At 59.3% G+C, this 20,843-nt stretch carries 27 protein-coding genes; all 27 read right to left on the bottom strand.

Going from position 1 to position 20,843, the window contains the following annotated elements:
- Positions 1–4 precede the first annotated feature (4 nt).
- The 27 genes from nuoK to JNX03_RS06265 all read right to left on the bottom strand — a co-directional run bounded on the left by nuoK (position 5) and on the right by JNX03_RS06265 (position 20,804).
- Positions 5–310 carry an NADH-quinone oxidoreductase subunit NuoK gene (nuoK, locus tag JNX03_RS06140; protein ID WP_025048953.1) on the bottom strand — a complete coding sequence of 102 codons (306 nt, stop codon included), beginning with the start codon at positions 308–310 and terminating at the stop codon, positions 5–7.
- 73 nt (positions 311–383) lie between these two features.
- On the bottom strand, positions 384–986 hold the full coding sequence (locus tag JNX03_RS06145) for an NADH-quinone oxidoreductase subunit J (protein WP_203211525.1): 603 nt from the start codon (positions 984–986) through the stop codon (positions 384–386).
- Positions 983–1,384, bottom strand: coding sequence for a carboxymuconolactone decarboxylase family protein (locus tag JNX03_RS06150; protein WP_203211526.1), 402 nt, complete (start codon positions 1,382–1,384; stop codon positions 983–985). Before JNX03_RS06150 ends, JNX03_RS06145 begins: the two co-directional genes overlap by 4 nt.
- Positions 1,381–1,875, bottom strand: a complete 495-nt coding sequence (gene nuoI, locus JNX03_RS06155) for an NADH-quinone oxidoreductase subunit NuoI (RefSeq protein WP_203211527.1) — start codon at positions 1,873–1,875, stop codon at positions 1,381–1,383. Before nuoI ends, JNX03_RS06150 begins: the two co-directional genes overlap by 4 nt.
- Position 1,876: 1 nt before the next feature.
- Positions 1,877–2,917, bottom strand: coding sequence for an NADH-quinone oxidoreductase subunit NuoH (gene nuoH / locus JNX03_RS06160; RefSeq protein ID WP_203211528.1), 1,041 nt, complete (start codon positions 2,915–2,917; stop codon positions 1,877–1,879).
- Positions 2,918–2,924: 7 nt separating this feature from the next.
- Positions 2,925–3,308 carry a hypothetical protein gene (locus JNX03_RS06165; protein ID WP_203211529.1) on the bottom strand — a complete coding sequence of 128 codons (384 nt, stop codon included), beginning with the start codon at positions 3,306–3,308 and terminating at the stop codon, positions 2,925–2,927.
- The gene (gene nuoG, locus JNX03_RS06170) at positions 3,305–5,320 is read right to left on the bottom strand and encodes an NADH-quinone oxidoreductase subunit NuoG (protein WP_203211530.1); all 2,016 of its coding nucleotides are present in this window, start codon (positions 5,318–5,320) and stop codon (positions 3,305–3,307) included. Before nuoG ends, JNX03_RS06165 begins: the two co-directional genes overlap by 4 nt.
- A gap of 4 nt (positions 5,321–5,324) precedes the next feature.
- Positions 5,325–5,726: a DUF5333 domain-containing protein gene (locus JNX03_RS06175; protein ID WP_203211531.1), complete on the bottom strand. Its 402-nt coding sequence runs from the start codon at positions 5,724–5,726 to the stop codon at positions 5,325–5,327.
- Between the two features lie 120 nt (positions 5,727–5,846).
- Positions 5,847–6,173 carry a hypothetical protein gene (locus JNX03_RS06180; RefSeq protein WP_231024155.1) on the bottom strand — a complete coding sequence of 109 codons (327 nt, stop codon included), beginning with the start codon at positions 6,171–6,173 and terminating at the stop codon, positions 5,847–5,849.
- Positions 6,174–6,242: 69 nt separating this feature from the next.
- Entirely contained in the window at positions 6,243–6,749 is a 507-nt protein-coding gene (locus tag JNX03_RS06185) for a DUF3291 domain-containing protein (RefSeq protein WP_203211532.1), read from the bottom strand.
- Positions 6,750–6,753: 4 nt separating this feature from the next.
- A complete protein-coding gene (locus JNX03_RS06190; protein ID WP_203211533.1) occupies positions 6,754–7,161 on the bottom strand; it encodes an MAPEG family protein in 408 nt (135 codons plus the stop codon).
- On the bottom strand, positions 7,161–8,456 hold the full coding sequence (gene nuoF / locus JNX03_RS06195) for an NADH-quinone oxidoreductase subunit NuoF (protein ID WP_203211534.1): 1,296 nt from the start codon (positions 8,454–8,456) through the stop codon (positions 7,161–7,163). The genes JNX03_RS06190 and nuoF overlap by 1 nt, the downstream gene beginning before the upstream one ends.
- 10 nt (positions 8,457–8,466) lie before the next feature.
- Positions 8,467–8,697, bottom strand: coding sequence for a DUF5337 domain-containing protein (locus JNX03_RS06200; RefSeq protein ID WP_025048941.1), 231 nt, complete (start codon positions 8,695–8,697; stop codon positions 8,467–8,469).
- A 17-nt stretch (positions 8,698–8,714) separates the two neighbouring features.
- Entirely contained in the window at positions 8,715–9,587 is an 873-nt protein-coding gene (locus JNX03_RS06205) for an NADH:quinone oxidoreductase (RefSeq protein ID WP_203211535.1), read from the bottom strand.
- A 31-nt stretch (positions 9,588–9,618) separates the two neighbouring features.
- Positions 9,619–10,821, bottom strand: coding sequence for an NADH-quinone oxidoreductase subunit E (locus JNX03_RS06210; protein ID WP_203211536.1), 1,203 nt, complete (start codon positions 10,819–10,821; stop codon positions 9,619–9,621).
- Positions 10,822–10,900: 79 nt separating this feature from the next.
- Positions 10,901–12,142, bottom strand: a complete 1,242-nt coding sequence (locus JNX03_RS06215) for an NADH-quinone oxidoreductase subunit D (protein WP_203211537.1) — start codon at positions 12,140–12,142, stop codon at positions 10,901–10,903.
- Positions 12,142–12,276, bottom strand: a complete 135-nt coding sequence (locus JNX03_RS20675; RefSeq protein WP_259942670.1) for a hypothetical protein — start codon at positions 12,274–12,276, stop codon at positions 12,142–12,144. The genes JNX03_RS06215 and JNX03_RS20675 overlap by 1 nt, the downstream gene beginning before the upstream one ends.
- The gene (locus JNX03_RS06220; RefSeq protein WP_025048937.1) at positions 12,276–12,449 is read right to left on the bottom strand and encodes a hypothetical protein; all 174 of its coding nucleotides are present in this window, start codon (positions 12,447–12,449) and stop codon (positions 12,276–12,278) included. Before JNX03_RS06220 ends, JNX03_RS20675 begins: the two co-directional genes overlap by 1 nt.
- Positions 12,449–13,054, bottom strand: a complete 606-nt coding sequence (locus JNX03_RS06225) for an NADH-quinone oxidoreductase subunit C (RefSeq protein ID WP_203211538.1) — start codon at positions 13,052–13,054, stop codon at positions 12,449–12,451. The genes JNX03_RS06220 and JNX03_RS06225 overlap by 1 nt, the downstream gene beginning before the upstream one ends.
- Positions 13,051–13,575 (bottom strand): NuoB/complex I 20 kDa subunit family protein, encoded by a 525-nt coding sequence (locus JNX03_RS06230; RefSeq protein ID WP_025048935.1) that lies wholly within the window; start codon positions 13,573–13,575, stop codon positions 13,051–13,053. Before JNX03_RS06230 ends, JNX03_RS06225 begins: the two co-directional genes overlap by 4 nt.
- Positions 13,566–13,931, bottom strand: coding sequence for an NADH-quinone oxidoreductase subunit A (locus JNX03_RS06235; protein WP_025048934.1), 366 nt, complete (start codon positions 13,929–13,931; stop codon positions 13,566–13,568). Before JNX03_RS06235 ends, JNX03_RS06230 begins: the two co-directional genes overlap by 10 nt.
- Positions 13,932–14,153: 222 nt before the next feature.
- The gene (locus tag JNX03_RS06240) at positions 14,154–14,600 is read right to left on the bottom strand and encodes a hypothetical protein (protein WP_203211539.1); all 447 of its coding nucleotides are present in this window, start codon (positions 14,598–14,600) and stop codon (positions 14,154–14,156) included.
- Between the two features lie 155 nt (positions 14,601–14,755).
- Complete coding sequence (locus JNX03_RS06245; RefSeq protein ID WP_203211540.1) at positions 14,756–15,538, bottom strand: crotonase/enoyl-CoA hydratase family protein; 783 nt, start codon at positions 15,536–15,538, stop codon at positions 14,756–14,758.
- 43 nt (positions 15,539–15,581) lie between these two features.
- Positions 15,582–16,436 carry a hydroxymethylglutaryl-CoA lyase gene (locus JNX03_RS06250; RefSeq protein WP_203211541.1) on the bottom strand — a complete coding sequence of 285 codons (855 nt, stop codon included), beginning with the start codon at positions 16,434–16,436 and terminating at the stop codon, positions 15,582–15,584.
- Between the two features lie 28 nt (positions 16,437–16,464).
- Positions 16,465–17,136: a glutathione S-transferase family protein gene (locus tag JNX03_RS06255; protein ID WP_203211542.1), complete on the bottom strand. Its 672-nt coding sequence runs from the start codon at positions 17,134–17,136 to the stop codon at positions 16,465–16,467.
- Positions 17,133–19,079, bottom strand: coding sequence for an acetyl/propionyl/methylcrotonyl-CoA carboxylase subunit alpha (locus JNX03_RS06260; RefSeq protein WP_203211543.1), 1,947 nt, complete (start codon positions 19,077–19,079; stop codon positions 17,133–17,135). Before JNX03_RS06260 ends, JNX03_RS06255 begins: the two co-directional genes overlap by 4 nt.
- A 120-nt stretch (positions 19,080–19,199) precedes the next feature.
- A complete protein-coding gene (locus tag JNX03_RS06265) occupies positions 19,200–20,804 on the bottom strand; it encodes a carboxyl transferase domain-containing protein (protein WP_203211544.1) in 1,605 nt (534 codons plus the stop codon).
- Positions 20,805–20,843: the final 39 nt, after the last annotated feature.

Here is a 20,843-nt window from a genome sequence, read left to right on the forward strand (position 1 = left end):
GATCTCAGCCCTTCATCACGTTGACATCTTCGACCGCGATCGTGCCACGGTTGCGGAAGAAACAGACCAGAATGGCAAGACCGATGGCCGCCTCAGCCGCCGCAACGGTCAGGACAAACAACGTGTAAACCTGCCCGACCAGATCACCCAGAAAGCTGGAGAAAGCGACAAAGTTGATGTTCACCGCCAAGAGCATCAATTCGATGCTCATCAACAAAATGATCACGTTCTTACGGTTCAGAAAAAGCCCGAAGATGCCAATGACAAACAGCGTCGCCGCTACTGTCAGATAGTGTTCAAGTCCGATCATCTTATTCTTACACTTTCCGTCTTGCGCCGGTTTCTTCGAAGAAACCGGTCCGATTTTTCCGAAAAATCGGGGCTCAGAGCCCCTGCCCCGGTTTCACGTCTTTCAATTCCATCGCCTTCGCCGGATCGCGCATCATCTGCGCCACCACGTCCTGGCGTTTCACATCCACCCGGTGGCGCAGCGTCAGCACAATCGCGCCGATCATCGCCACCAGCAGGATCAGCCCCGCCAGTTGGAACAGCAGGAAGTAGTCATCATAAAGGATCAGACCCAGCGCCGCAGTGTTGTGCACGCTTGTGTCCGTCACCTGCGTGCGCAGCCCCTCGGCCGCCGCGTTGCTTTCCCATGCGCCAAAGGCCATGACGAATTGCATCAAGATCACCAGACCGATGAGCAAAGCCAGCGGCATATAGCGAGCCATCTCTGCCTTCAGCTCGGCAAAATCGACATCCAGCATCATCACCACGAACAGGAACAGCACCGCGACAGCGCCGACATAGACAATGATCAGCAGCATCGCGACAAATTCCGCCCCCAGCAGGACAAACAGGCCCGCCGCGCTCAGGAATGACAGGATCAACCACAGCACCGAGTGCACGGGGTTGCGGCTGATCACGGTGAACAGCCCGCCCGCAATCACGCAGGTTGCAAACAGGTAGAATGAAAAGACACTCATGCGTCGCCCTCTTTTTCGTCCAACACCGCTTGCGCCAGTTCCAGCGCGCGGGTCATTGCGGGAATACCGGCGAACACCGACATCTGCCCGATTGTTTCTACGATGTGCTGCTTGGTCGCCCCGGCCTCAAGCGCGTGGCGCACAGTCTGGCGCACGGCCATATCGTTTTGTGCGCCCTGCATGGTCAGTCCGGCCAATGTCAGCAACATCCGTGTGCGCGCATCCAGCCCGCCTTCGTTCAGCGTATTGCCGAACATCATTTCCATCATGTCCTTGGGCATGGTACCCATCATCGCCTCAAACCCCTTGGGCGTGAACGCATCCATCGCAGGAAAGCCTTTGGCCATTTCCTGCGCTTGGTTCATCATCGCTTCAAAGGGGTTTTTGGGATCGCTCATCGGTAAGGTGCATCCATTTCGAGGTTGCGGGCGATTTCGGCTTCCCAGCGGTCACCGTTCTCAAGCAGCTTGGCCTTGTCGTAATACAGCTCTTCGCGGGTTTCAGTTGAGAACTCGAAGTTTGGCCCCTCGACAATCGCATCTACAGGGCAGGCTTCCTGGCAGAAACCGCAGTAGATGCATTTGGTCATGTCGATGTCGTAACGCGTGGTGCGGCGGCTGCCGTCCTCGCGCGGCTCGGCGTCGATGGTGATCGCCTGTGCAGGGCAGACCGCCTCGCACAATTTGCAGGCGATGCAACGCTCTTCGCCATTTGGATAGCGGCGCAGCGCATGTTCACCGCGAAACCGCGGGGACAGCGGGCCTTTTTCGTGCGGATAGTTGATGGTCGCCTTGGGGCGGAACATATACTTCAGGCCCAGCATCATGCCTTTGGCAAAATCCTGCAGCAGGAAATATTTTGCGGCGCGGGTATAGTCGATCTGCGTCATATCAGCCCCCTACGGTCCAGCGCGCATATACGCCCCAGAACCATTCGAATTTTGCGGCAAAGGCCACGAACACCACCCAGAACAGGCTGAACGGCAGGAACACTTTCCACCCCAGTCGCATCAGCTGGTCATAGCGGTAGCGCGGCGTGATCGCCTTCACCATGGAGAACATGAAGAAGACAAACAGCATCTTGATGAACATCCAGAAGAAGCCATCGGGCAGGAACGGCACCGGCGACAGCCAGCCACCGAAGAACAACAGCGATACCAATGCGCACATCAGAACCACGGCTACCAGTTCACCGATCATGAACAAAAGGAACGGCGTGGAGGAATATTCAACCTGATAGCCCGCCACCAGTTCTGATTCCGCTTCGGGCAGGTCAAACGGTGGGCGGTTGGTTTCGGCCAGCGCCGAGATGAAGAACAAGAACAGCATCGGGAAATGCGGCAGGAAGTACCAGTTGAAGATGCCCCAGTCGCCATCTTGCGCATTCACGATCGAGCTAAAGTTCATCGAACCGGTGGACAGGATCACGCCGATGATGATCAGGCCGATCGACACCTCGTAAGAAATCATCTGCGCCGCAGAGCGGAGCGAGCCAAGGAACGGATACTTCGAGTTGGACGCCCAACCACCCATGATCACGCCGTAAACCTCAAGCGAGGAGACCGCAAAAACATACAGGATCGCCACGTTGATGTCCGACAGGATCCAACCCTCGTTGAAGGGGATCACGGCCCAGGCGATCAGTGCCATCACCAGCGACACCATCGGCGCGAGGAAAAACACCGGCTTGTCCGCGCCCGCAGGGACGACGACCTCTTTCACCACGTATTTCAGCAAGTCCGCGAAACTTTGCATCAGACCAAAGACGCCCACCACATTGGGCCCCCGGCGCATCTGCACCGCCGCCCAGATTTTGCGGTCCGCGTACATCAAAAAGGCCAGCGCGACCAAAAGCGGCAGAAGGATCAACAGAACCTGCCCCAATGTCAGCAAGGCAATGCCCAGACCCGTGTTGTAAAAGAATTCAGCCATTAGTCCCTCACACCGTCGGTATGCCGCGTTCTGCGCAGTCTTGCGCAGTCACTTCAGCATCAATTGTCCTCAAGCCGCGCGGCAGGCTCGGCGAGATTGTGTAAACAGCATCTGCCCGCCATATGCTACCCTCTTGGCTCACATTTGTGCGGACATGACGCGCAAAACCGTAACCACGGATTAACGTGTACTGCGCAGCAGCGCATCTGGCGTAATCCGCCACGTCTTTTGTGCTTTGTGCTTTGGTCATGGCGACATTGAACTGCACCAGATCGCCCTCCAAAAGCTTGGTTTCCACCCCTTTGTATTCCGGGATGAAATCCTCCGCCGTGGGCGGCGGTGTCTCGCAAGCCGCCAAGGCAAGAGGAAAAACTGCTGCCACCCGCTTCACTCCGCCGCCAGTGGTGCAGCGGCGCGTGCGGCGGCGTTGGCGGACAGCTCCGCCATCAATTGGCTGGCGCGGGCAATCGGGTTGGACAGGTAGAAATCCTTGATCGCCGCGTCAAATGGGTTGGCCGTGATCTTGCCGCGCTCAAGTGGTTGCCATTCGTTCGCCGCAACTTCATCGACATCGCCCAGATGCGAATGCGCCGCGACCAATTGCTGACGCAGGGCAGCGATGGAATCGAACGGCAAGGTTGCATCCAGTTCCGCAGAAAGTGCCCGCAGAATGGCCCAGTTTTCCTTGGCTTCGCCGGGGGCAAAGCCTGCACGTTGTGCAATCTGTGGCCGCCCTTCGGTGTTCACAAACAGACCCGGCTCTTCGGTATAGGCGGCACCGGGCAGGATGATGTCTGCGCGGTGAGCACCACGGTCGCCATGGCTGCCCTGATAAATCACAAACGGACCGGCGGGAATGTCACCCTCGTCCGCGCCAAGGTTGTAGATCACCTCTGCGCCCAGAACATCGGTGATGCCGTTCTCGGACGTCGCGCCAATGTCCATCGCGCCCACACGGCCTGCCGCAGTGTGCAGCACCATGAAGGTGGATTTGGTGCTGTCGGCCAGCGCCATCGCCTCGGCCAGGATCGCCGCGCCATCCTCTCGGGCCAATGCCGCCTGCCCGATGATGATCACCGACGGCTTTTCAGCCACATCAGAATGATCCCGCTTCATCAGGTCGGACATGATCGAGGGATCATCGCCAATGTGCATGGTCTCATAGGTCAGATCGACGTTTGTGCCAATCACGCCAATGCCCGCGCCTTTGGTCCAGGCCTTGCGGATACGCGCATTCAAAACCGGCGCTTCAACTGCGGGGTTGGTCCCGATCAGCATGATCGCCTGTGCGCTGTCGATGTCTTCGATTGTGGCCGTGCCCACATAGCCAGATCGGTTGCCCGCTGGCAGTTTCGCGCCATCGGTGCGGCATTCAACGCTGCCGCCCAGCCCTTCGATCAGTTGTTTCAAGGCAAAGGCCGCCTCGACCGACGTCAGATCGCCGACCAGACCGCCAACTTTCTTTCCCTTCATCGCCGCCGCAGCCGCGGACAGCGCCTCTGGCCAGCTGGCTTTGCGCAGCTTGCCGTTTTCGCGAATGTAGGGCGTGTCCAAACGCTGGCGGCGCAGACCGTCCCATACAAAACGGGTTTTGTCGGAAATCCATTCCTCATTCACGCCGTCATGGTTGCGCGGCAGAATGCGCATCACTTCACGGCCCTTGGTGTCCACCCGGATGTTGGAGCCAAGCGCATCCATCACATCGATGCTTTCGGTTTTGGTCAATTCCCACGGACGGGCGGTAAAGGCGTAAGGCTTCGACACCAATGCGCCCACGGGGCACAGATCAATGATGTTGCCTTGCAGATTGCTGTTGAGCGTCTGGCCCAGATACGAGGTGATCTCGGCATCTTCGCCGCGGCCTGTCTGACCCATCATGTGCAAACCAGCCACCTCGGTGGTGAAACGCACACAGCGGGTGCAGGAAATACAGCGGGTCATGTGGGTTTCAACCAATGGCCCCAGATCCAGATCTTCGGTGGCGCGCTTGGGCTCGCGGTAACGCGAGAAATCAACGCCGTAGGCCATCGCCTGATCCTGAAGATCGCATTCGCCACCCTGATCGCAGATCGGGCAATCGAGGGGGTGATTGATCAGCAGAAATTCCATGACCCCTTCGCGGGCCTTTTTGACCATAGGCGAATTGGTCTTGACCACAGGCGGCTGGCCCTCGGGACCGGGGCGCAGATCGCGCACCTGCATCGCACAGGAGGCCGCAGGTTTGGGCGGACCACCCACAACCTCGACAAGACACATTCGGCAGTTCCCGGCAATCGACAGCCGTTCATGGTAGCAAAACCGCGGCACTTCGACGCCGGTCTGCTCACAGGCCTGAATGAGGGTCATCGCCCCATCGACTTCGATTTCCTTGCCGTCGATGATGATCTTGCGGGTATCGCTCATATGCTCACTTCGCTTTCAGTAACGAACCGATCCGGCTCGATTTTTGAATCTCTGCACGTCCTAGCGCACAATAGCTTTGCGGGTCAGAAGTATCGACCCCCTTTGCCTTGAAAAACGCCCTTCCACGGGCACGCATCCGGTCTTTTTCGGCCTCGCTGTCGACGTAGGCCTCGATCTCTGCTTCGGAATAGCCAAGCGCCCGCGCCTGCGCCTTCAGATCCCAGACATAACTGACCGCCTTGAGCATCCGCGCCGAGATCGTTGGACAGCTTTTGCGGATCCGGTCGGCAATCCCAAGATCAAGCAGCGCATCATCAATCACAGCCACCTCCCGCAACGGGGGCTTGGCCATGGCGGGCACCGCCATCAAACTTAATCCGGTTATTGCAATCACGATAAATCGCATTCTTACTTCTCCTCATGTGATGCGGGCAGTCTGGCCCAGCTTCGCACATGCGGTTTTGGTGTCTGATAGGCAATAACATCACGAAATGCAAAGCCTCAGGCGGGTTTTACGCGCCAAATTTTACTGTGGGCAACGGCCACTGAAAACCAGCCGGTCATCCACAATTCTCAACTCCTCTGCGGGGGTGTCAGGACCAACCGTCCATTCGATATCGGAACTGCCGTAGTACTGCACGCAATGGGAGATCGCCGCGTGTTCACCGGCCTGCCGCGCACCCTCAACCGACTGGGAGGCGTCGCGCACTGTCACGGTGAATACATCCAGCTGTTTGTCCACCTTTGCCACCTTGGTGCGATAATAGAACCCTTCGAACGGGGTCAGTTTGCTTTTGTCTGCGCAGCCTGCCAGCAGCGCGGCAACCATCAGGGCTGGAACAATTATCTTCATCTTACTTCTCCGCCAGAATGCAGCAGGGCCGCAGCCCCCGCATCATCATATGTTGCCCGCGCGTCATGCTCACGCCGCCTGCCCCGCGCCACAGGCCTTGGTCTTCCAAAGCCCTGCAGATTTCACAAAGGACCAGCCAAAGGCAAAATCGCTTTCGCCGTGCTTTTCCAGATGCCTGAAACGTTCCATCGCCTCGGCCATGGTGGGGCGATGTCCCTCAGGCACCCACCACATCGCAAACCGCAGTGCCGCGCCCATGTCGTACCATTCCGCCTTGCGGTCATAGAACTGCTTGTGAACGGTGTTCCAAACAAAATGTTCAAGCGATTCAACGCTTTCCCAAACAGAAAGGGTCGAGGCCATGCGCGGGTTACCCCCCAATTCGCCTTCGGGATTGTTCTGTTCGCGCTCCATGGTGTCTTCGTTCATCATCCAGACAAAACCGGGTGCGCGTTGCGCAATCCCGTTGACCAGATCCAGCCCATCTACAAAATCCTTCACCCTTGGGTCATCCCAATCATATTTGAGAATGCCCAGGTTCAGCTCGGCAAGATGATGACCGGCGGGATGTTGCATCAGATCAAAGCACCGCCACAACGGCCAGAACAGCCAATGCCAACATGCAGAACCACCCCACAGCAAAGCTGGCCGAACGCATGCCCTGGTTTTCCGTCTTGATGTGAATAAACACCATTACGATCCGCGCCACGATGAACAACGAGGCCAGAAGATTGACCCAGAACGCCGGCGCACCGGCCAGCATCGCGGCTGCTGTAGCCGCCACGAATGGGCCGGAGTTTTCAACCGCGTTCATGAACGCCCGCTCGCGGCGGTAAACCACATCGGAATAATCCCGCTTTGGCTTGCCACATTCACAACGTTTCTCTGCCGAGCGGCCAATCGTGGACGCCCCCGCCAGAAGCGCAACAATCACTGACCAAAGCGCCAAAGACAGGATGGCGTGGCTGTATTCTGCAAAAGCTTCCATTATTCTGCCGCCACTGCTGAAACGCGTCCGGTGCGTTTGTGTTTGATCCGGTCTTCGATCTCATCGCGGAAGTGGCGGATGAGACCCTGAATAGGCCAGGCCGCCGCATCACCCAGCGCACAGATTGTATGGCCTTCGACCTGTTTGGTCACGTCCAGCAGCATGTCGATTTCTTCGGGTTCCGCGTCGCCTGTCACCAGACGGTCCATCACCCGCATCATCCAGCCCGTGCCTTCGCGGCAGGGCGTACACTGACCGCAGCTCTCGTGCTTGTAAAACTTCGACAAACGCCAGATCGCTTTGATCACGTCGGTGGAATTGTCCATCACGATGACCGCCGCCGTGCCCAGACCAGAGCGCTGCTCACGCAGGTAGTCAAAGTCCATGATCGCTTCGCGCATGTCCTTGCCGGGGATCATCGGCACCGAGGATCCGCCCGGGATCACAGCCTTGAGATTGTCCCAGCCGCCGCGAATGCCGCCGCAGTGGGTTTCGATCAGTTCTTCGAAAGTGATCGACATCGCCTCTTCGACCACGCAGGGGTTGTTGACGTGACCGGAGATCGCAAACAGCTTGGTGCCCGCGTTGTTGGGGCGGCCAAAACCGGCAAACCATTCCGGCCCGCGCCGTAGGATTGTTGGCACAACGGCAATCGATTCCACATTGTTCACCGTGGTCGGACAGCCATAAAGGCCAGCCCCCGCCGGGAACGGCGGCTTCATCCGCGGCATGCCCTTTTTGCCCTCAAGGCTTTCCAGCAGCGCGGTTTCCTCGCCGCAGATATAGGCGCCGGCGCCGTGGTGCAGGTAAAGATCAAAGTCCCAGCCGGACTTGGCAGCGTTCTTGCCCAAAAGGCCCGCGTCATAAGCCTCATCAATCGCGGCTTGCAGCGCCTCACGCTCGCGGATGTATTCGCCGCGAATGTAGATGTAGCAGGCGTTGGCATTCATCGCGAAACTGGCAATCAGGCACCCTTCGATCAGTGTATGCGGATCGTGGCGCATGATTTCGCGGTCCTTGCAGGTGCCCGGCTCGGATTCGTCCGCGTTGATCACCAGATAGGATGGCCGGCCATCGCTTTCTTTCGGCATGAAGGACCATTTCAAACCGGTGGGGAAACCCGCACCGCCGCGCCCGCGCAGACCGGAGGTTTTCATCTGGTCGATGATCCAGTCACGCCCCTTTTTGATGATGCCGGCGGTGCCATCCCAATGGCCGCGCGCCTGCGCCCCTTTGAGCGTACGGTCATGCATCCCGTAGATGTTGGTAAAGATGCGGTCTTGGTCCTGAAGCATAACTGCCTACCTACTCACTTGCTTTGGCGGCCCGCCGGGCCTGCCATATCTGATAAATCACAACCAACGCCCAAAAGAGCGCGGCCAAAGCTGCAAAATCGAACAGGAGCGCGTAACGCCCCGGCAGCCCCAACGCAGGCCCCGCCCATTGTGCGATGATCCAAAGCACCATCGTCACGGCAATGACCAGAGCAACACTCTGGCCTTTGCGTGCAATTGCTTTGTCTGTCTCAACGCTCATCTGCGGGGCGCTCCGGTCTATTTCTTCTTACGCTTCGAGAACTCGGTCTCGCCGCCTTTGGCCAGTATCTTGGCCTGACTGACCCAATTGTCCCGTTCGATGCGGCCTTTGAAGCGCAGGCGCTCATCAACCCAGGCGATCTCTTTCTTGCGCAATCCGGCAACCTGATCGTAGTGCCAGATGCCCATCTCGTTCAGGGTTTGCTCCAACTTGGGGCCAACGCCGCTGATCAGTTTGAGATCATCCGCGCCAGTTGCACGCGGTGCAGTCATCAATTCGGGTTTGCCATCCGCCGCGACGGGCGCCCGCTTGGGCTTGGCCGCGGCATCTTCCTTGGGTTTCGCTGCGGCTTTGGACTTGGCAGCGGCTTTTGGTTTTGCTGCCGCTTTCGGTTTGGCTGCGGCTTTCGGTTTGGCTGCGGCTTTTGGCTTGGCGGCGGCTTTTGGCTTGGCGGCGGCGGCCGGTTTGGCACTTGCGGCCTCAGCTGTTTCTGTGGCCGGGGCGGAGGTCTCTGCCGGTGCGGCCTCCTGCGCCTCCGGCTCAGGCGCGGGATCAACCATATCGACCGCTTTGGCCGGTGCTGCATGGGCCGTTGCCGCAGCAGAAGACGCAGCAGGTGCAGCAGAGGTTGTGGTGTCCGTGCTGGCTGCGCTGGCCGCAGAGACCGTCGTCGCTGCCGGACCCGAGGCAAAGGAACTGCCACTGCTGCTACAGCGGAACTGGATCAACAAATAGCCAAGAATGATCGCAATCACGATCCCTGCAAACAGCGATGAAAGGAACGACCAGCCCGCCAGGGCCAGCAGCAACAATGCGCAGATCACGCCGCCAACGGCACCCATGATCCAACAGTTACGCGCGCAATCGGCGCCTTCTGTGTTTTTTGTCATTTTCGTCCCTCTTCCCGTTGTTTTTTATGTCTCAGTCTTTGTAGATATTCCCCTTGCTGGCCCGCGTGGAAAACTCTGTCTCCTCGCCTGCGGCCAGTTTAACCGCCTGTTCGACCCAATTGTCGCGGCTCACGCGACCTTTGAAGCCTTCCAAATTCTCATCCACCCAAGCCACCGCCTGTGCGTCCCACTTCGCGATCTGGTCGTAGTGGAAATAGCCCATGGAGTTGAGCAAATCTTCCAGCTTTGGCCCGACGCCTTTGATCATTTTCAGATCATCCGGTCCCGCTTTGCGCGGCGCTTTCATCGTGCGTGGCTTTTTGCCCGCAGCCGGGGCCGCCTCTGCCTTGGTCGGTGCTGGTGCCACACTGCCCGACTTGGGCTTGGCCTTTGCCTTGACCTTGGGCGCTTCGCCCGGTGTTTCGGAGTACTTGTCGGAACTCTCGCCCACCGCGCGTTTGGCCGCCGCAGGTTTTGCCGCCGCCTTGGTCTTTTTCGCCGCCGCAGGTTTCTTGTCCGCGTTTGCACCCTTGAGCCATGGGGTCAGCAACGGCACTTCGGTGCCATCAATGCGTTTGACACTGTCGCCAATGTCCACGGCCAGTTGCGCACTGGCGTTGTATTGTGTCTTGCCGCTGTCATGGCCGGTCAGGCTGGTCAGACCGCTGAGTGGCTCGGAGGCGTAACGCCCGTTTTGCGGACCCGGAACCGGAACCTTGCCAGCGGAAAGATCATCCAGCAACTCAATCAATTTGTCACGGGTGAGATCTTCGTAATAATCCTTGCCGATCTGCGCCATGGGCGCATTGGCACAGGCCCCGAGGCATTCGACCTCTTCCCAGGAAAACTTGCCATCCGCCGACAGCTCATGCGGGTTGGGCGCGATGCGTTCCTTGCACAAGCCAACCAGATCTTCGGCGCCGCAGATCATGCAGGTCGTGGTGCCGCAAATCTGGATATGCGCAACAGAGCCAACCGGCTGCAACTGGAACATGAAATAGAAGGTCGCGACCTCAAGCCCGCGAATATAGGCCATGCCCAGCATGTCAGAGATATGCTCAATCGCCGGACGGCTGAGCCAGCCCTCCTGTTCCTGCGCACGCCACAACAGTGGAATGATCGCGCTGGCCTGACGCCCTTCGGGGTATTTGGTCATCTGCGCTTCGGCCCAGGCCTGATTGGCAGGGGTGAAGGCAAAGCTTTCGGGTTGTTCGTGGTGCAAACGGCGCAGCATAGTCTCTAGCTTTCGTTTGTGTGGCGGACCGATGGCCCGCCATGAGTGTATTCAAATAGGTGATGGTCCATCGGCCGCATCAGCGGTCGATCTCCCCGAACACCACGTCCATGGTGCCAATGATCGCAGCAACATCGGCCAGCTGGTGGCCCTTGCTGATGTGATCCATCGCCTGCAAATGCGGATAGCCCGGTGCGCGGATCTTGGCGCGGTAGGGTTTGTTGGATCCATCCGCCACAAGGAACACACCAAACTCGCCTTTTGGCGCTTCGACGGCGCAATAGACCTCGCCCGCCGGCACGTGGAACCCTTCGGTATAAAGCTTGAAGTGATGGATCAGGCTTTCCATGTTGGTCTTCATCGCAGAGCGGGTCGGCGGGGTCAGTTTGCCCCGTGCCAGAATATCGCCCTTGCCCTCGGGCGCGCGCAGCTTGGCAATGGCCTGATGGATGATGCTGACAGATTGGCGCATCTCTTCCATCCGGCAAAGGTAGCGGTCAAAGCAATCGCCATTCTTGCCGATCGGGATCTGGAAATCGAACTCGTCATAGCACTCATAGGGCTGCGAACGGCGCAAATCCCATGCCATACCGGAGCCGCGCACCATAACGCCGCTGAAGGCATAATCCAGAATGTCCTGTTCGGTCACGACGCCAATATCGACGTTACGCTGTTTGAAAATCCGGTTTTCGGTCAGCAACCCGTCAATGTCATCCAAGAGGTTCGGAAATTCATTGGCCCATGTTTCGATATCGTCGATCAGGTCTTCGGGCAGATCCTGATGCACACCGCCGGGACGGAAATAGGCCGCGTGCAGACGTGCGCCGCAGGCCCGCTCATAGAACACCATCAACTTTTCGCGTTCCTCGAAACCCCATAGCGGCGGCGTCAGCGCCCCCACGTCCAAGGCCTGCGTCGTCACGTTCAGCAGGTGGTTCAACACCCGGCCAATCTCGGAATAGAGCACCCGGATCAGGCTGGCGCGGCGCGGCACTTCGGTGCCGGTCAGCTTTTCAATCGCCAGACACCAGGCATGTTCCTGGTTCATCGGCGCCACATAATCCAGCCGGTCGAAATACGGCAGGTTTTGCAGATAGGTCCGGCTTTCCATCAGCTTTTCCGTGCCGCGGTGCAGCAGGCCGATGTGCGGATCGCAGCGCTCTACAATCTCGCCGTCCAGTTCCAGTACCAGACGCAAAACCCCGTGCGCCGCAGGGTGTTGCGGGCCGAAGTTGATGTTGAAATTGCGGATCTTCTGTTCCCCGGTGACAGCATCGGTTGAGCCATCATCATAGGTGTTCACGCGAATATCGCCGTCCATTATTGATCGCCTCCGGATGTCCTGCGGGCAAAGATGTCCGACTTGTCATCGCTGTCTTCAACCCGCACAGGGATCGGCAGCTCTTGGCGCAGACCAAACAGATCGGCCATCATCTTTTCCAGAAACGCAATCATTACAGTTTCTCCAACTCTTGCAGCTTGAGACCCATCCACCACAGCAAGGCAATAGTGCCCAGCGGGACAAGGCACACAGCCGCCCAGTATTTGTTGATGCCAAAGAATGGCAGCAGCTTGACCATCGGGATGGCTGTCAGTGCAGACAGGATCAACCACCAGATACCGCCCATTACTTCGCCTCCGCCTTGTCGTCGCCGGGCAGGATGTATTCGGCCCCCTCCCATGGCGACATGAAGTCAAACTGGCGGTATTCCTGAACCAGCTTCACCGGCTCATAGACCACGCGTTTCTGCGCTTCGTCATAGCGCACTTCGGTATAACCCGTGGTCGGGAAATCCTTGCGCAGCGGATGCCCGCGAAAGCCGTAATCCGTAAGGATGCGGCGCAGGTCCGGGTGACCGGAGAACAGGATGCCGAACATGTCAAAAATTTCACGCTCGAACCAGTTGGCGCTGGGATGTACATCGACCAGTGAGGGCACCATATCCTTTTCTCGCGCGGCGACACGCAGGCGAATGCGGTGGTTTTGGTACATGCTGAGGAAATGGTACACCACGTCAAAGCGTTTGGCCCGGCCCGGATAATCCACCGCTGTGATGTCGATCAAGGTCGAGAACCGGCAGGTTGCATCGCCTTTGAGAAACTCCACCAGACCAGTGATATTGGTCAGTGTGACATCCACGGTCAACTCACCATGGGCAATCTCCCATGACAGCACACAATCGGGGCGTTTGGCCTCAATATAGGCGCCGAGTTCTTGCAGTTGCTCGCTCATCGTACAATTGTCCCTGTCCGGCGCATCTTGCGCTGCAATTGCAGCAGACCATACAGCAGCGCCTCAGCCGTGGGCGGGCAGCCCGGCACATAGACATCCACCGGCACAATCCGGTCACAGCCGCGCACAACGCTGTAGGAATAGTGGTAATAGCCGCCACCGTTGGCACAGGATCCCATGGAGATCACATAGCGCGGCTCGGGCATCTGGTCGTAGACCTTGCGCAGCGCCGGCGCCATCTTGTTGGTCAGCGTCCCGGCAACGATCATCAGGTCAGACTGGCGCGGGCTGGCGCGCGGCGCGGTGCCGAAACGCTCAAGATCATAGCGGGGCATCGAGGTGTGCATCATCTCAACCGCACAGCACGCCAGACCAAAGGTCATCCAGTGCAACGAGCCTGTCCGGGCCCAGTTGATGATGTCTGCGGTTGACGTGACAAGGAACCCCTTGTCCTGCAATTCTGCGTTCAGGGCCTGCGTTGCAACCTCGCGGTCGGGCCCTGCCGTTGCGGTCACTGCCATTCCAGCGCCCCTTTCTTCCACTCATAAGCAAATCCGGCGGTCAAAACCCCCAGGAACACCATCATCGACCAGAAGCCGACCATGGAGATATCCTTGAACGCCACCGCCCATGGGAACAGGAAGGCAATCTCAAGGTCAAAAATGATGAACAAAATCGAGACGAGATAGAATCGCACGTCGAACTTCATCCGCGCATCGTCAAAGGCATTGAACCCGCATTCATAGGCGGACACTTTTTCAGGGTCCGGGTTGCGCACAGCAACCACGATAGCGGCAAGGATCAGCACAACGCCAAACCCGATGGCCACGGCCAGAAAAACAAGGATGGGCAGGTATTCCCGCAGCATGTCGTCCAAGGGGAGGCTCCTTTAGCTTGGCAGTCTTTGGATTGGTCAAAGACGCTGGCAGAACAGACTTGGAACGGGTTTAGCCAAGGTGGTGGTCAGGGTCAACGGGAGGATGGGTGTAAATGGCCGCAGAAGCGCCCTTATCAGGCGCAATTGGATGGATATGGGGTGCCTCGCGCGGATTGACCGCAAGGGCTTGGCCGCGTTCGCGGTTTACCCCTTTGCAGTCGATCAATCCGCAATCGTGCAATCTGGGTCCGCCAAACAGGCCCGGACCTTCTGGAACATGGGTTCAGAAAGCCTGAAATAGACCTCACACAGATCAGCGCGAATTTCGACCCAATCCTCCTGACCAGATGACCACATTATGCCAAAAACCGGCTCATCAAACGCTGGCAGTGATCCGATGAATTGCGCCCGAACCGGCAAGTGAACGATCGTCTGGCTGGTCGAGAAGGACTCGGCTGATCCGTTTTTCAGCCGCACGCCCGAAAATCGAATGGCTCTACAATAGGTATAGGTGACATCAGCTTGAATTTCATTTGCCGCGGTATCGGGATCGAGCCAACGCTCAGATCGGTCATCAACCTCGATCTCATGTGTAAATGGCCCGACTTTCACCTTTTCAAAGGTGCCCCAGACCAGAAATTCCCCTTCTGACAAATCGCCATGCGCCATCGCAAGCCGCCGAATAAATTCATCCTGAGTTTACTTGGCCGGGTCTTTGCCAAAAAAGGCCTCAGGGTATCGACAGCTCAGAGCACTCGCTGGCGCGGCACAGATCAAAGCGCCAAACGCTATGAACAAACAAACCGCCGCGCCGTCCCTGCCCCTCACGACATCCAAGCCGCCTTGCGCCGGTCAAAGAACGCGCCGATGCCCTCGGCGGCCTCTTCTGTCTCCCACCGTTCCGCCAGTGCGGAAATGGTATGCGCGACGACCTCATCATCAATCCGTGGTCCCAGATCGCGGGCCAGTTTCTTGGCCGCCGCCACCGCGCCGGGGGCGCAGGACAGATAGGGCACCACTTCGGCCTCAATCGCAGCGTCCAGATCATCCGCAGGCACCGCGCGGGCCAGCAGGCCCAGATCAATCGCCTCATCCGCGCCAAAAAGCCGCGCCGACATGAACACGCGCCGTGCCCGCCCCTCGCCCATCCGAGCCAGAACATAAGGGCCGATGGTCGCCGGAATGATCCCCAGCCGGGTCTCGGTGAACCCCATCTTCAGGCTGTCCACACCAATCGCCACGTCACAGACCGAGGCCATGCCAACCCCGCCGCCAAAGGCATTGCCCTGTACCTTGCCAATCAGGGGCTTGGGCAAGCTGTTGAGCGCCCCCAGCATCGTCGCCAGCTTGCCTGCCTCTTTGCTGCGGGTTTCCGGGTCCATCTCGGCCTGATCGCGCATCCAGCCAAGATCACCGCCCGCGCAAAACGATTTGCCCGCACCGGTCAACACCACCACCCGCACTGCATCATCCGCCGCCAGATCCGCCGCCGCCTGTGTCAGATCGGCCAGCATCTGCGCCGACATGGCGTTGTGCTTTTCCTCCCGGTTCAGCGTCAGCGTCGCCACACCGCGCGTGTCGGTTTCAATCTTGATTGTCTCGAACATATTGTTCCTACTTCGTTTTTTACTGATTGCCGCGCCCGTGGCCCTAGCCCCGCATCGCGCGGGCCATCCCGGCGGCCTCTTCGATCACCGCTTGATCAAGGCCCGTTTCATAGCCCAGTGCCGTCAGATGCGCATTCACCGCCTCCGTTGCGACATTGCCCGCCGCCCCCGGCGCATAGGGGCAGCCACCCAAGCCGCCAACAGCCGCATCAAAGACCCGCACCCCCATCGACAAAGATGCATCAATATTGGCCATCGCTCGCCCGTGGGTGTCATGGTAATGCCCCGCCAGACGCCCCACCGGCACCACATCGCGCACCGCCAGCAGCATCTTGGCAATGCTGTCCGGCGTGCCCGCGCCAATCGTGTCGCCCAGCGAGACCTCATAACATCCCATGGCAAACAGCTTGTCCGCCACCATTGCCACAGCGGAGGGATCAACCGCGCCGTCATAGGGGCATTCCACCACACAGGACACATAGCCGCGCACCGGGATATCCAGATGCCGCGCCTCCTCCAGCACTGGCACAAAACGTTCCAGCGATTCTGCGATACTGGCGTTGATGTTCTTTTGGCTGAACCCCTCAGAGGCCGAACCGAACACCGCTATCTCATCAGCTTTGGCCGCCAGCGCATCCTCGTAACCGAGCATGTTCGGCGTCAGGGCGGCATAGCGCACGCCCTTGGCCCGCTTGATCTGGCCCAGCACCTCACCCGAGCCCGCCATCTGCGGCACCCACTTGGGGCTGACAAAACTGGCGCATTCAATGCGCCTAAAACCCGCGTCGCTCAGCCGGTCGATCAGCGCGACCTTTTCCGCCACGGGAATTTCCCGTGCCTCGTTTTGCAATCCGTCCCGGGGGCCGACCTCAAAAATTTCACATGGTCCCAAGCTCATGGCATTCCCCTTCGTTGCCGCATCCGCCTCAGACCTTTTCTATTGGCCAAGGGGGATAAAATTCCTGTTCATAGATCCCACCCTCTGTGGGCAAGGATTTGGCAAAGCTGTCCCGCGCCGTGATCCGCGCATACCATTCGGCCACCGCAGGGTGCTGATCCAGCTTCACAAAGTAGCGTGACATATAAACAGCCTGACCAACAGAAATATCCGCAGCCGAAAACCCGCTGGTCAAAAGATAGTCGCGGTTCTCCACCGGTGTGCTCAGCCGCGCCTCGAGTGCATCATAACATTTGCCAATCCGCGCCGCCTCCAGCTTCATCACGATAGGGCTGCGCATATGGTCCTCGCGCAGCGCCACATGTTGCTGGGTGAGGGCCGCCGTGTGCTGGCTGATGGTTTCAGCGAAATGTACCCAGACCAGCCAGGCCATGCGGTCCGGATCATCCGCTGGACGGCCCAACCGGTCAGGGCTGTAGCGTTCACACAGGTATTGTGTGATCGCCCCGGTTTCAAACATCCGTTCCCCGTCGATCTCAAGCGCAGGCACCCGGCCTGCCGGTGACAAGCTCAGGTACTCCGGATCGCGCAGGGATTTGTCAAACGCATGCAGCTTGAGCTGGAACGCCACATCCATCTCGTTGAGCAACCAAAGGGTGCGCATCGAGCGGGTCTGCGGACAGTGGTGCAATGTGATCATGCAGCGGCCTCCTCTTCGGCCTCCAACCTAACAAGTGCTGCCCCAGCTTCAACCTGATCACCTGCTGTCGCCAGAACCTCGGCCACAACCCCATCACGGGCCGCCAACAAAGAATGCTCCATCTTCATCGCCTCAAGCACCGCCAAGCGGTCGCCCTTGGCCACGGCCTGACCAACTTTGGCATCAACGGCGCGGACCAAACCGGGCATTGGCGCCTCGATAAGGTTGCCGTCACCCTGCGCCCCTGCCGCCCGCAACAGCGGGTCAATCACGTCAAAGGCCATTCCGTAACCCTCAAACACAGTGACTGTCGCGCCCGAGATGGCCACATCCGCCGCAGGTTGGCCGCCAATGGTCCAGCGCCCCCCCCGGCGCAGGGCCTGCACTTCGTCCTCGCCCAAGGTCCAATGCTGTTCATCCGGTGAGATCACCCGCACTTTCAGCAGATGTTCCTCGCCGCCCCAGCCGAGCATGATCTGACGCCGCAGCGCCCGCCACAGGGTGAATCCCGTCTCGGCCTGGGTCTCCAAGAGGCCCAGCGCCGCCATTCCGGCCAGCGCCGCATGGCGCGGTGCAATCTCCGGTGCGGCTGTCAGCGCATCAATGTCGCGGGCAATGAGGCCTGTATCGACCTCGCCCTTGCCAAACCCTTCATGCGCGGCAAGCGCGCCGAGGAAGGCCAGATTGGTCACGGTGCCGCCCACCTGACAACCGCTCAGTGCCGCACGCAGGCGCGACAGGGCCACATCACGGTTCGGCCCATGCACAATCACCTTGGCAATCATCGGATCATAAAACGGGCTGATGGTATCGCCCGCCCGCACACCGCTGTCGGCACGGGTCTGCGGGGTGAACTGCAAATGCGTCAACGTGCCGGTCGCGGGCAAAAATCCCTTTGGCACATCCTCGGCATAAAGCCGCGCCTCGAAGGCGTGACCGCTGATCGACAATTCGCCCTGCTGCTTCGGCAGGCTCTCGCCCGCCGCCACGCGCAGCTGCCATTCCACCAGATCAACACCGGTGATCAACTCGGTCACGGGGTGTTCCACCTGCAAGCGGGTGTTCATCTCCATGAAAAAGAAACCATCTGCGCGCAATCCGCCCGAGCCGTCCACGATAAACTCTACGGTGCCGGCCCCGGCATAGCCAATCGCCTCGGCGGCCCGAACCGCCGCCTGGCCCATGGCATCGCGCACATCCTGCGGCATATCCGGCGCGGGTGCCTCTTCGATCACCTTCTGATGGCGGCGCTGCAAGGAACAATCGCGCTCGAACAAATGCACCGCCTTGGTGCCATCACCAAAGACTTGCACCTCGATATGGCGCGGCTTGGTCACAAATTTCTCAACCAGAACATCCGAATTGCCAAAGGCGGTCTTGGCCTCAGAGCGAGCCGAGTCCAGCGCCGCCTGGAACGCGCCCGCCTTTTCGACCAATCGCATGCCCTTGCCGCCGCCGCCTGCGACCGCCTTGATCAGAACCGGATAGCCGATTTTCTCGGCCTCGGCTGCCAGCAGCGCATCGTCCTGATCCGCCCCATGATAGCCCGGCACCACCGGCACGCCGGCCTCCACCATCAACGCCTTGGCCGCATCCTTCAGGCCCATCGCCCGAATGGCCGATGCCGATGGCCCGATAAAGGTCAAACCGGCCTTCTCGACGGCCTCCACAAAATCGGGGTTCTCGGACAGAAAGCCATAGCCGGGATGGATCGCCTGTGCGCCGGTCTCCAGCGCCGCCTGAATGATCACATCACCCTTCAGATAACTTTCCGCCGGGGCGGAGCCGCCAATATGCACAGCCAGATCTGCCATCTGCACATGTTTTGCCGCGCGGTCCGCATCAGAATACACCGCCACGCAACGCACACCCATAGCCTGCGCCGTTTCCATCACCCGGCAGGCAATCTCGCCCCGGTTCGCAATAAGGATCGTGTCAAACATTCGCCGTTCCTTCACTTTCAACTTTGTCTTCCTTTTTGGCCTTCAATACACCGGGGGTCTGGGGGCTGGCCCCCAGCTCTGCCCAAAAAAAGACCCCTGCGCCTTCGTGATCCATCGCCATCACATCCGGAACACGCCAAAGCGTGTCGGCTCGATCGGTGCGTTCAAACTGGCTGACAAAGACAGTGACAGCACATCGCGGCTCTTGCGCGGATCAATGATCCCGTCGTCCCAAAGCCGCGCGGAGGCATAAAGCGGATGGCTCTGTTCTTCGAACATATCTATCGTCGGTTGCTTAAAGGCCGCCTCTTCTTCGGCGGACCAGGTGCCGCCGGCCCGTTCAATGGCATCGCGTTTGACTGTCGCCAGAACCCCCGCCGCCTGCGGGCCGCCCATCACAGAAATCCGGCTGTTGGGCCAAGTCCACAGGAACCGCGGGCGATAGGCCCGGCCGGACATGCCATAGTTGCCCGCCCCGAAGGAGCCGCCCACCAGCATGGTGATCTTGGGTACATTAGTGCTGGCCACCGCGGTCACCATCTTGGCGCCGTGCCGCGCAATGCCTTCATTTTCATATTTACGTCCGACCATAAAGCCGGTGATGTTTTGCAGGAAAACCAAGGGGATATTGCGTTGCGAGCACAGTTCAATGAAATGCGCACCCTTCTGCGCTGCCTCGGAAAACAGCACACCATTGTTGGCCACGATCCCGATCGGGCAGCCTTTGACATGGGCAAAACCGGTCACGAGGGTTTCGCCAAAGCGGGCCTTGAATTCATCAAAGCGGCTACCGTCGACCAGACGCGCGATCACCTCGCGGATATCATAGGGCGTGCGCAGGTCCGCTGGCACCACACCCAGCAGTTCGGATGGATCATAGGCCGGCTCTTCGGGGCTGGCCCATTCCACGGTCTTTGGCTTGCTGCGGTTCAGCTGCCCCACTGCACGGCGGGCCAGAGACAAGGCATGGGCGTCATCTTCGGCCAGGTAATCAGCCACACCGGACAGGCGCGTATGCACATCACCGCCGCCCAGATCCTCGGCAGAGACCACCTCGCCCGTGGCCGCCTTGACCAAGGGCGGACCGGCGAGAAAGATCGTGCCCTGCTCTTTGACGATGATTGTCACATCCGACATCGCCGGTACATAGGCCCCGCCCGCGGTGCAAGAGCCCATCACCACCGCAATCTGCGGAATGCCCTTTGCGCTCATCCGGGCCTGATTGTAGAAGATCGCGCCGAAATGGTCGCGGTCGGGGAACACTTCATCCTGATTGGGCAGGTTCGCGCCGCCGCTGTCCACCAAGTAGACACAAGGCAGATGGTTTGTCTCGGCGATCTCTTGGGCCCGCAGGTGTTTTTTCACCGTCATCGGATAATAGGTGCCGCCCTTCACGGTGGCATCGTTACACACCACCATGACCTCTTGCCCCTGCACCCGGCCAATGCCTGCGATCACACCCGCACAGGGCGCCGCCCCATCATAAAGCCCATGCGCCGCCGTCGCGCCGATCTCCAGAAACGGGCTGCCGGGGTCCAGCAAGTTGGCCACACGTTCGCGCGGCAACATCTTGCCCCGGCTTTCGTGGCGGGCGCGGGACTTCTCGCCGCCACCCAATGCGGCGGCCTGTGCCGCCTCGCGCACCTGCTCCAGCGCCTCCAGATGGGCCGCTTCGTTGTTTTTGTAGCCTTCGGACGAAGGCAGCGCCTGCGAAGTGAGTTTCACGTTTCATCTCCTTCATTTCGCGGAATATTCTGGCACCGA

Origin of the sequence: Sulfitobacter mediterraneus, assembly GCF_016801775.1 — a bacterium.
GTDB lineage: Bacteria > Pseudomonadota > Alphaproteobacteria > Rhodobacterales > Rhodobacteraceae > Sulfitobacter > Sulfitobacter mediterraneus_A.

Excerpts from the sequence above, each read along its gene's own strand:
- JNX03_RS06245 (WP_203211540.1), bottom strand. The coding sequence starts at position 15,538 with ATGTTCGAGACAATCAAGATTGAAACCGACACGCGCGGTGTGGCGACG.
- JNX03_RS06240 (WP_203211539.1), bottom strand. The coding sequence starts at position 14,600 with ATGGCGCATGGCGATTTGTCAGAAGGGGAATTTCTGGTCTGGGGCACC.
- nuoK (WP_025048953.1), bottom strand. The coding sequence starts at position 310 with ATGATCGGACTTGAACACTATCTGACAGTAGCGGCGACGCTGTTTGTC.
- JNX03_RS20675 (WP_259942670.1), bottom strand. The coding sequence starts at position 12,276 with ATGATTGCGTTTCTGGAAAAGATGATGGCCGATCTGTTTGGTCTGCGC.
- JNX03_RS06215 (WP_203211537.1), bottom strand. The coding sequence starts at position 12,142 with ATGGACGGCGATATTCGCGTGAACACCTATGATGATGGCTCAACCGAT.
- JNX03_RS06190 (WP_203211533.1), bottom strand. The coding sequence starts at position 7,161 with ATGGAAGCTTTTGCAGAATACAGCCACGCCATCCTGTCTTTGGCGCTT.
- JNX03_RS06260 (WP_203211543.1), bottom strand. The coding sequence starts at position 19,079 with ATGTTTGACACGATCCTTATTGCGAACCGGGGCGAGATTGCCTGCCGG.
- JNX03_RS06180 (WP_231024155.1), bottom strand. The coding sequence starts at position 6,173 with ATGAAGATAATTGTTCCAGCCCTGATGGTTGCCGCGCTGCTGGCAGGC.
- nuoI (WP_203211527.1), bottom strand. The coding sequence starts at position 1,875 with ATGACGCAGATCGACTATACCCGCGCCGCAAAATATTTCCTGCTGCAG.
- JNX03_RS06250 (WP_203211541.1), bottom strand. The coding sequence starts at position 16,436 with ATGAGCTTGGGACCATGTGAAATTTTTGAGGTCGGCCCCCGGGACGGA.
- JNX03_RS06200 (WP_025048941.1), bottom strand. The coding sequence starts at position 8,697 with ATGAGCGTTGAGACAGACAAAGCAATTGCACGCAAAGGCCAGAGTGTT.
- nuoH (WP_203211528.1), bottom strand. The coding sequence starts at position 2,917 with ATGGCTGAATTCTTTTACAACACGGGTCTGGGCATTGCCTTGCTGACA.
- JNX03_RS06255 (WP_203211542.1), bottom strand. The coding sequence starts at position 17,136 with ATGATCACATTGCACCACTGTCCGCAGACCCGCTCGATGCGCACCCTT.
- JNX03_RS06230 (WP_025048935.1), bottom strand. The coding sequence starts at position 13,575 with ATGGCAGTGACCGCAACGGCAGGGCCCGACCGCGAGGTTGCAACGCAG.
- JNX03_RS06175 (WP_203211531.1), bottom strand. The coding sequence starts at position 5,726 with ATGCGATTTATCGTGATTGCAATAACCGGATTAAGTTTGATGGCGGTG.
- JNX03_RS06150 (WP_203211526.1), bottom strand. The coding sequence starts at position 1,384 with ATGAGCGATCCCAAAAACCCCTTTGAAGCGATGATGAACCAAGCGCAG.
- nuoG (WP_203211530.1), bottom strand. The coding sequence starts at position 5,320 with ATGAGCGATACCCGCAAGATCATCATCGACGGCAAGGAAATCGAAGTC.
- JNX03_RS06145 (WP_203211525.1), bottom strand. The coding sequence starts at position 986 with ATGAGTGTCTTTTCATTCTACCTGTTTGCAACCTGCGTGATTGCGGGC.
- JNX03_RS06225 (WP_203211538.1), bottom strand. The coding sequence starts at position 13,054 with ATGAGCGAGCAACTGCAAGAACTCGGCGCCTATATTGAGGCCAAACGC.
- JNX03_RS06210 (WP_203211536.1), bottom strand. The coding sequence starts at position 10,821 with ATGCTGCGCCGTTTGCACCACGAACAACCCGAAAGCTTTGCCTTCACC.
- nuoF (WP_203211534.1), bottom strand. The coding sequence starts at position 8,456 with ATGCTTCAGGACCAAGACCGCATCTTTACCAACATCTACGGGATGCAT.
- JNX03_RS06185 (WP_203211532.1), bottom strand. The coding sequence starts at position 6,749 with ATGCAACATCCCGCCGGTCATCATCTTGCCGAGCTGAACCTGGGCATT.
- JNX03_RS06205 (WP_203211535.1), bottom strand. The coding sequence starts at position 9,587 with ATGACAAAAAACACAGAAGGCGCCGATTGCGCGCGTAACTGTTGGATC.
- JNX03_RS06220 (WP_025048937.1), bottom strand. The coding sequence starts at position 12,449 with ATGGGCGGTATCTGGTGGTTGATCCTGTCTGCACTGACAGCCATCCCG.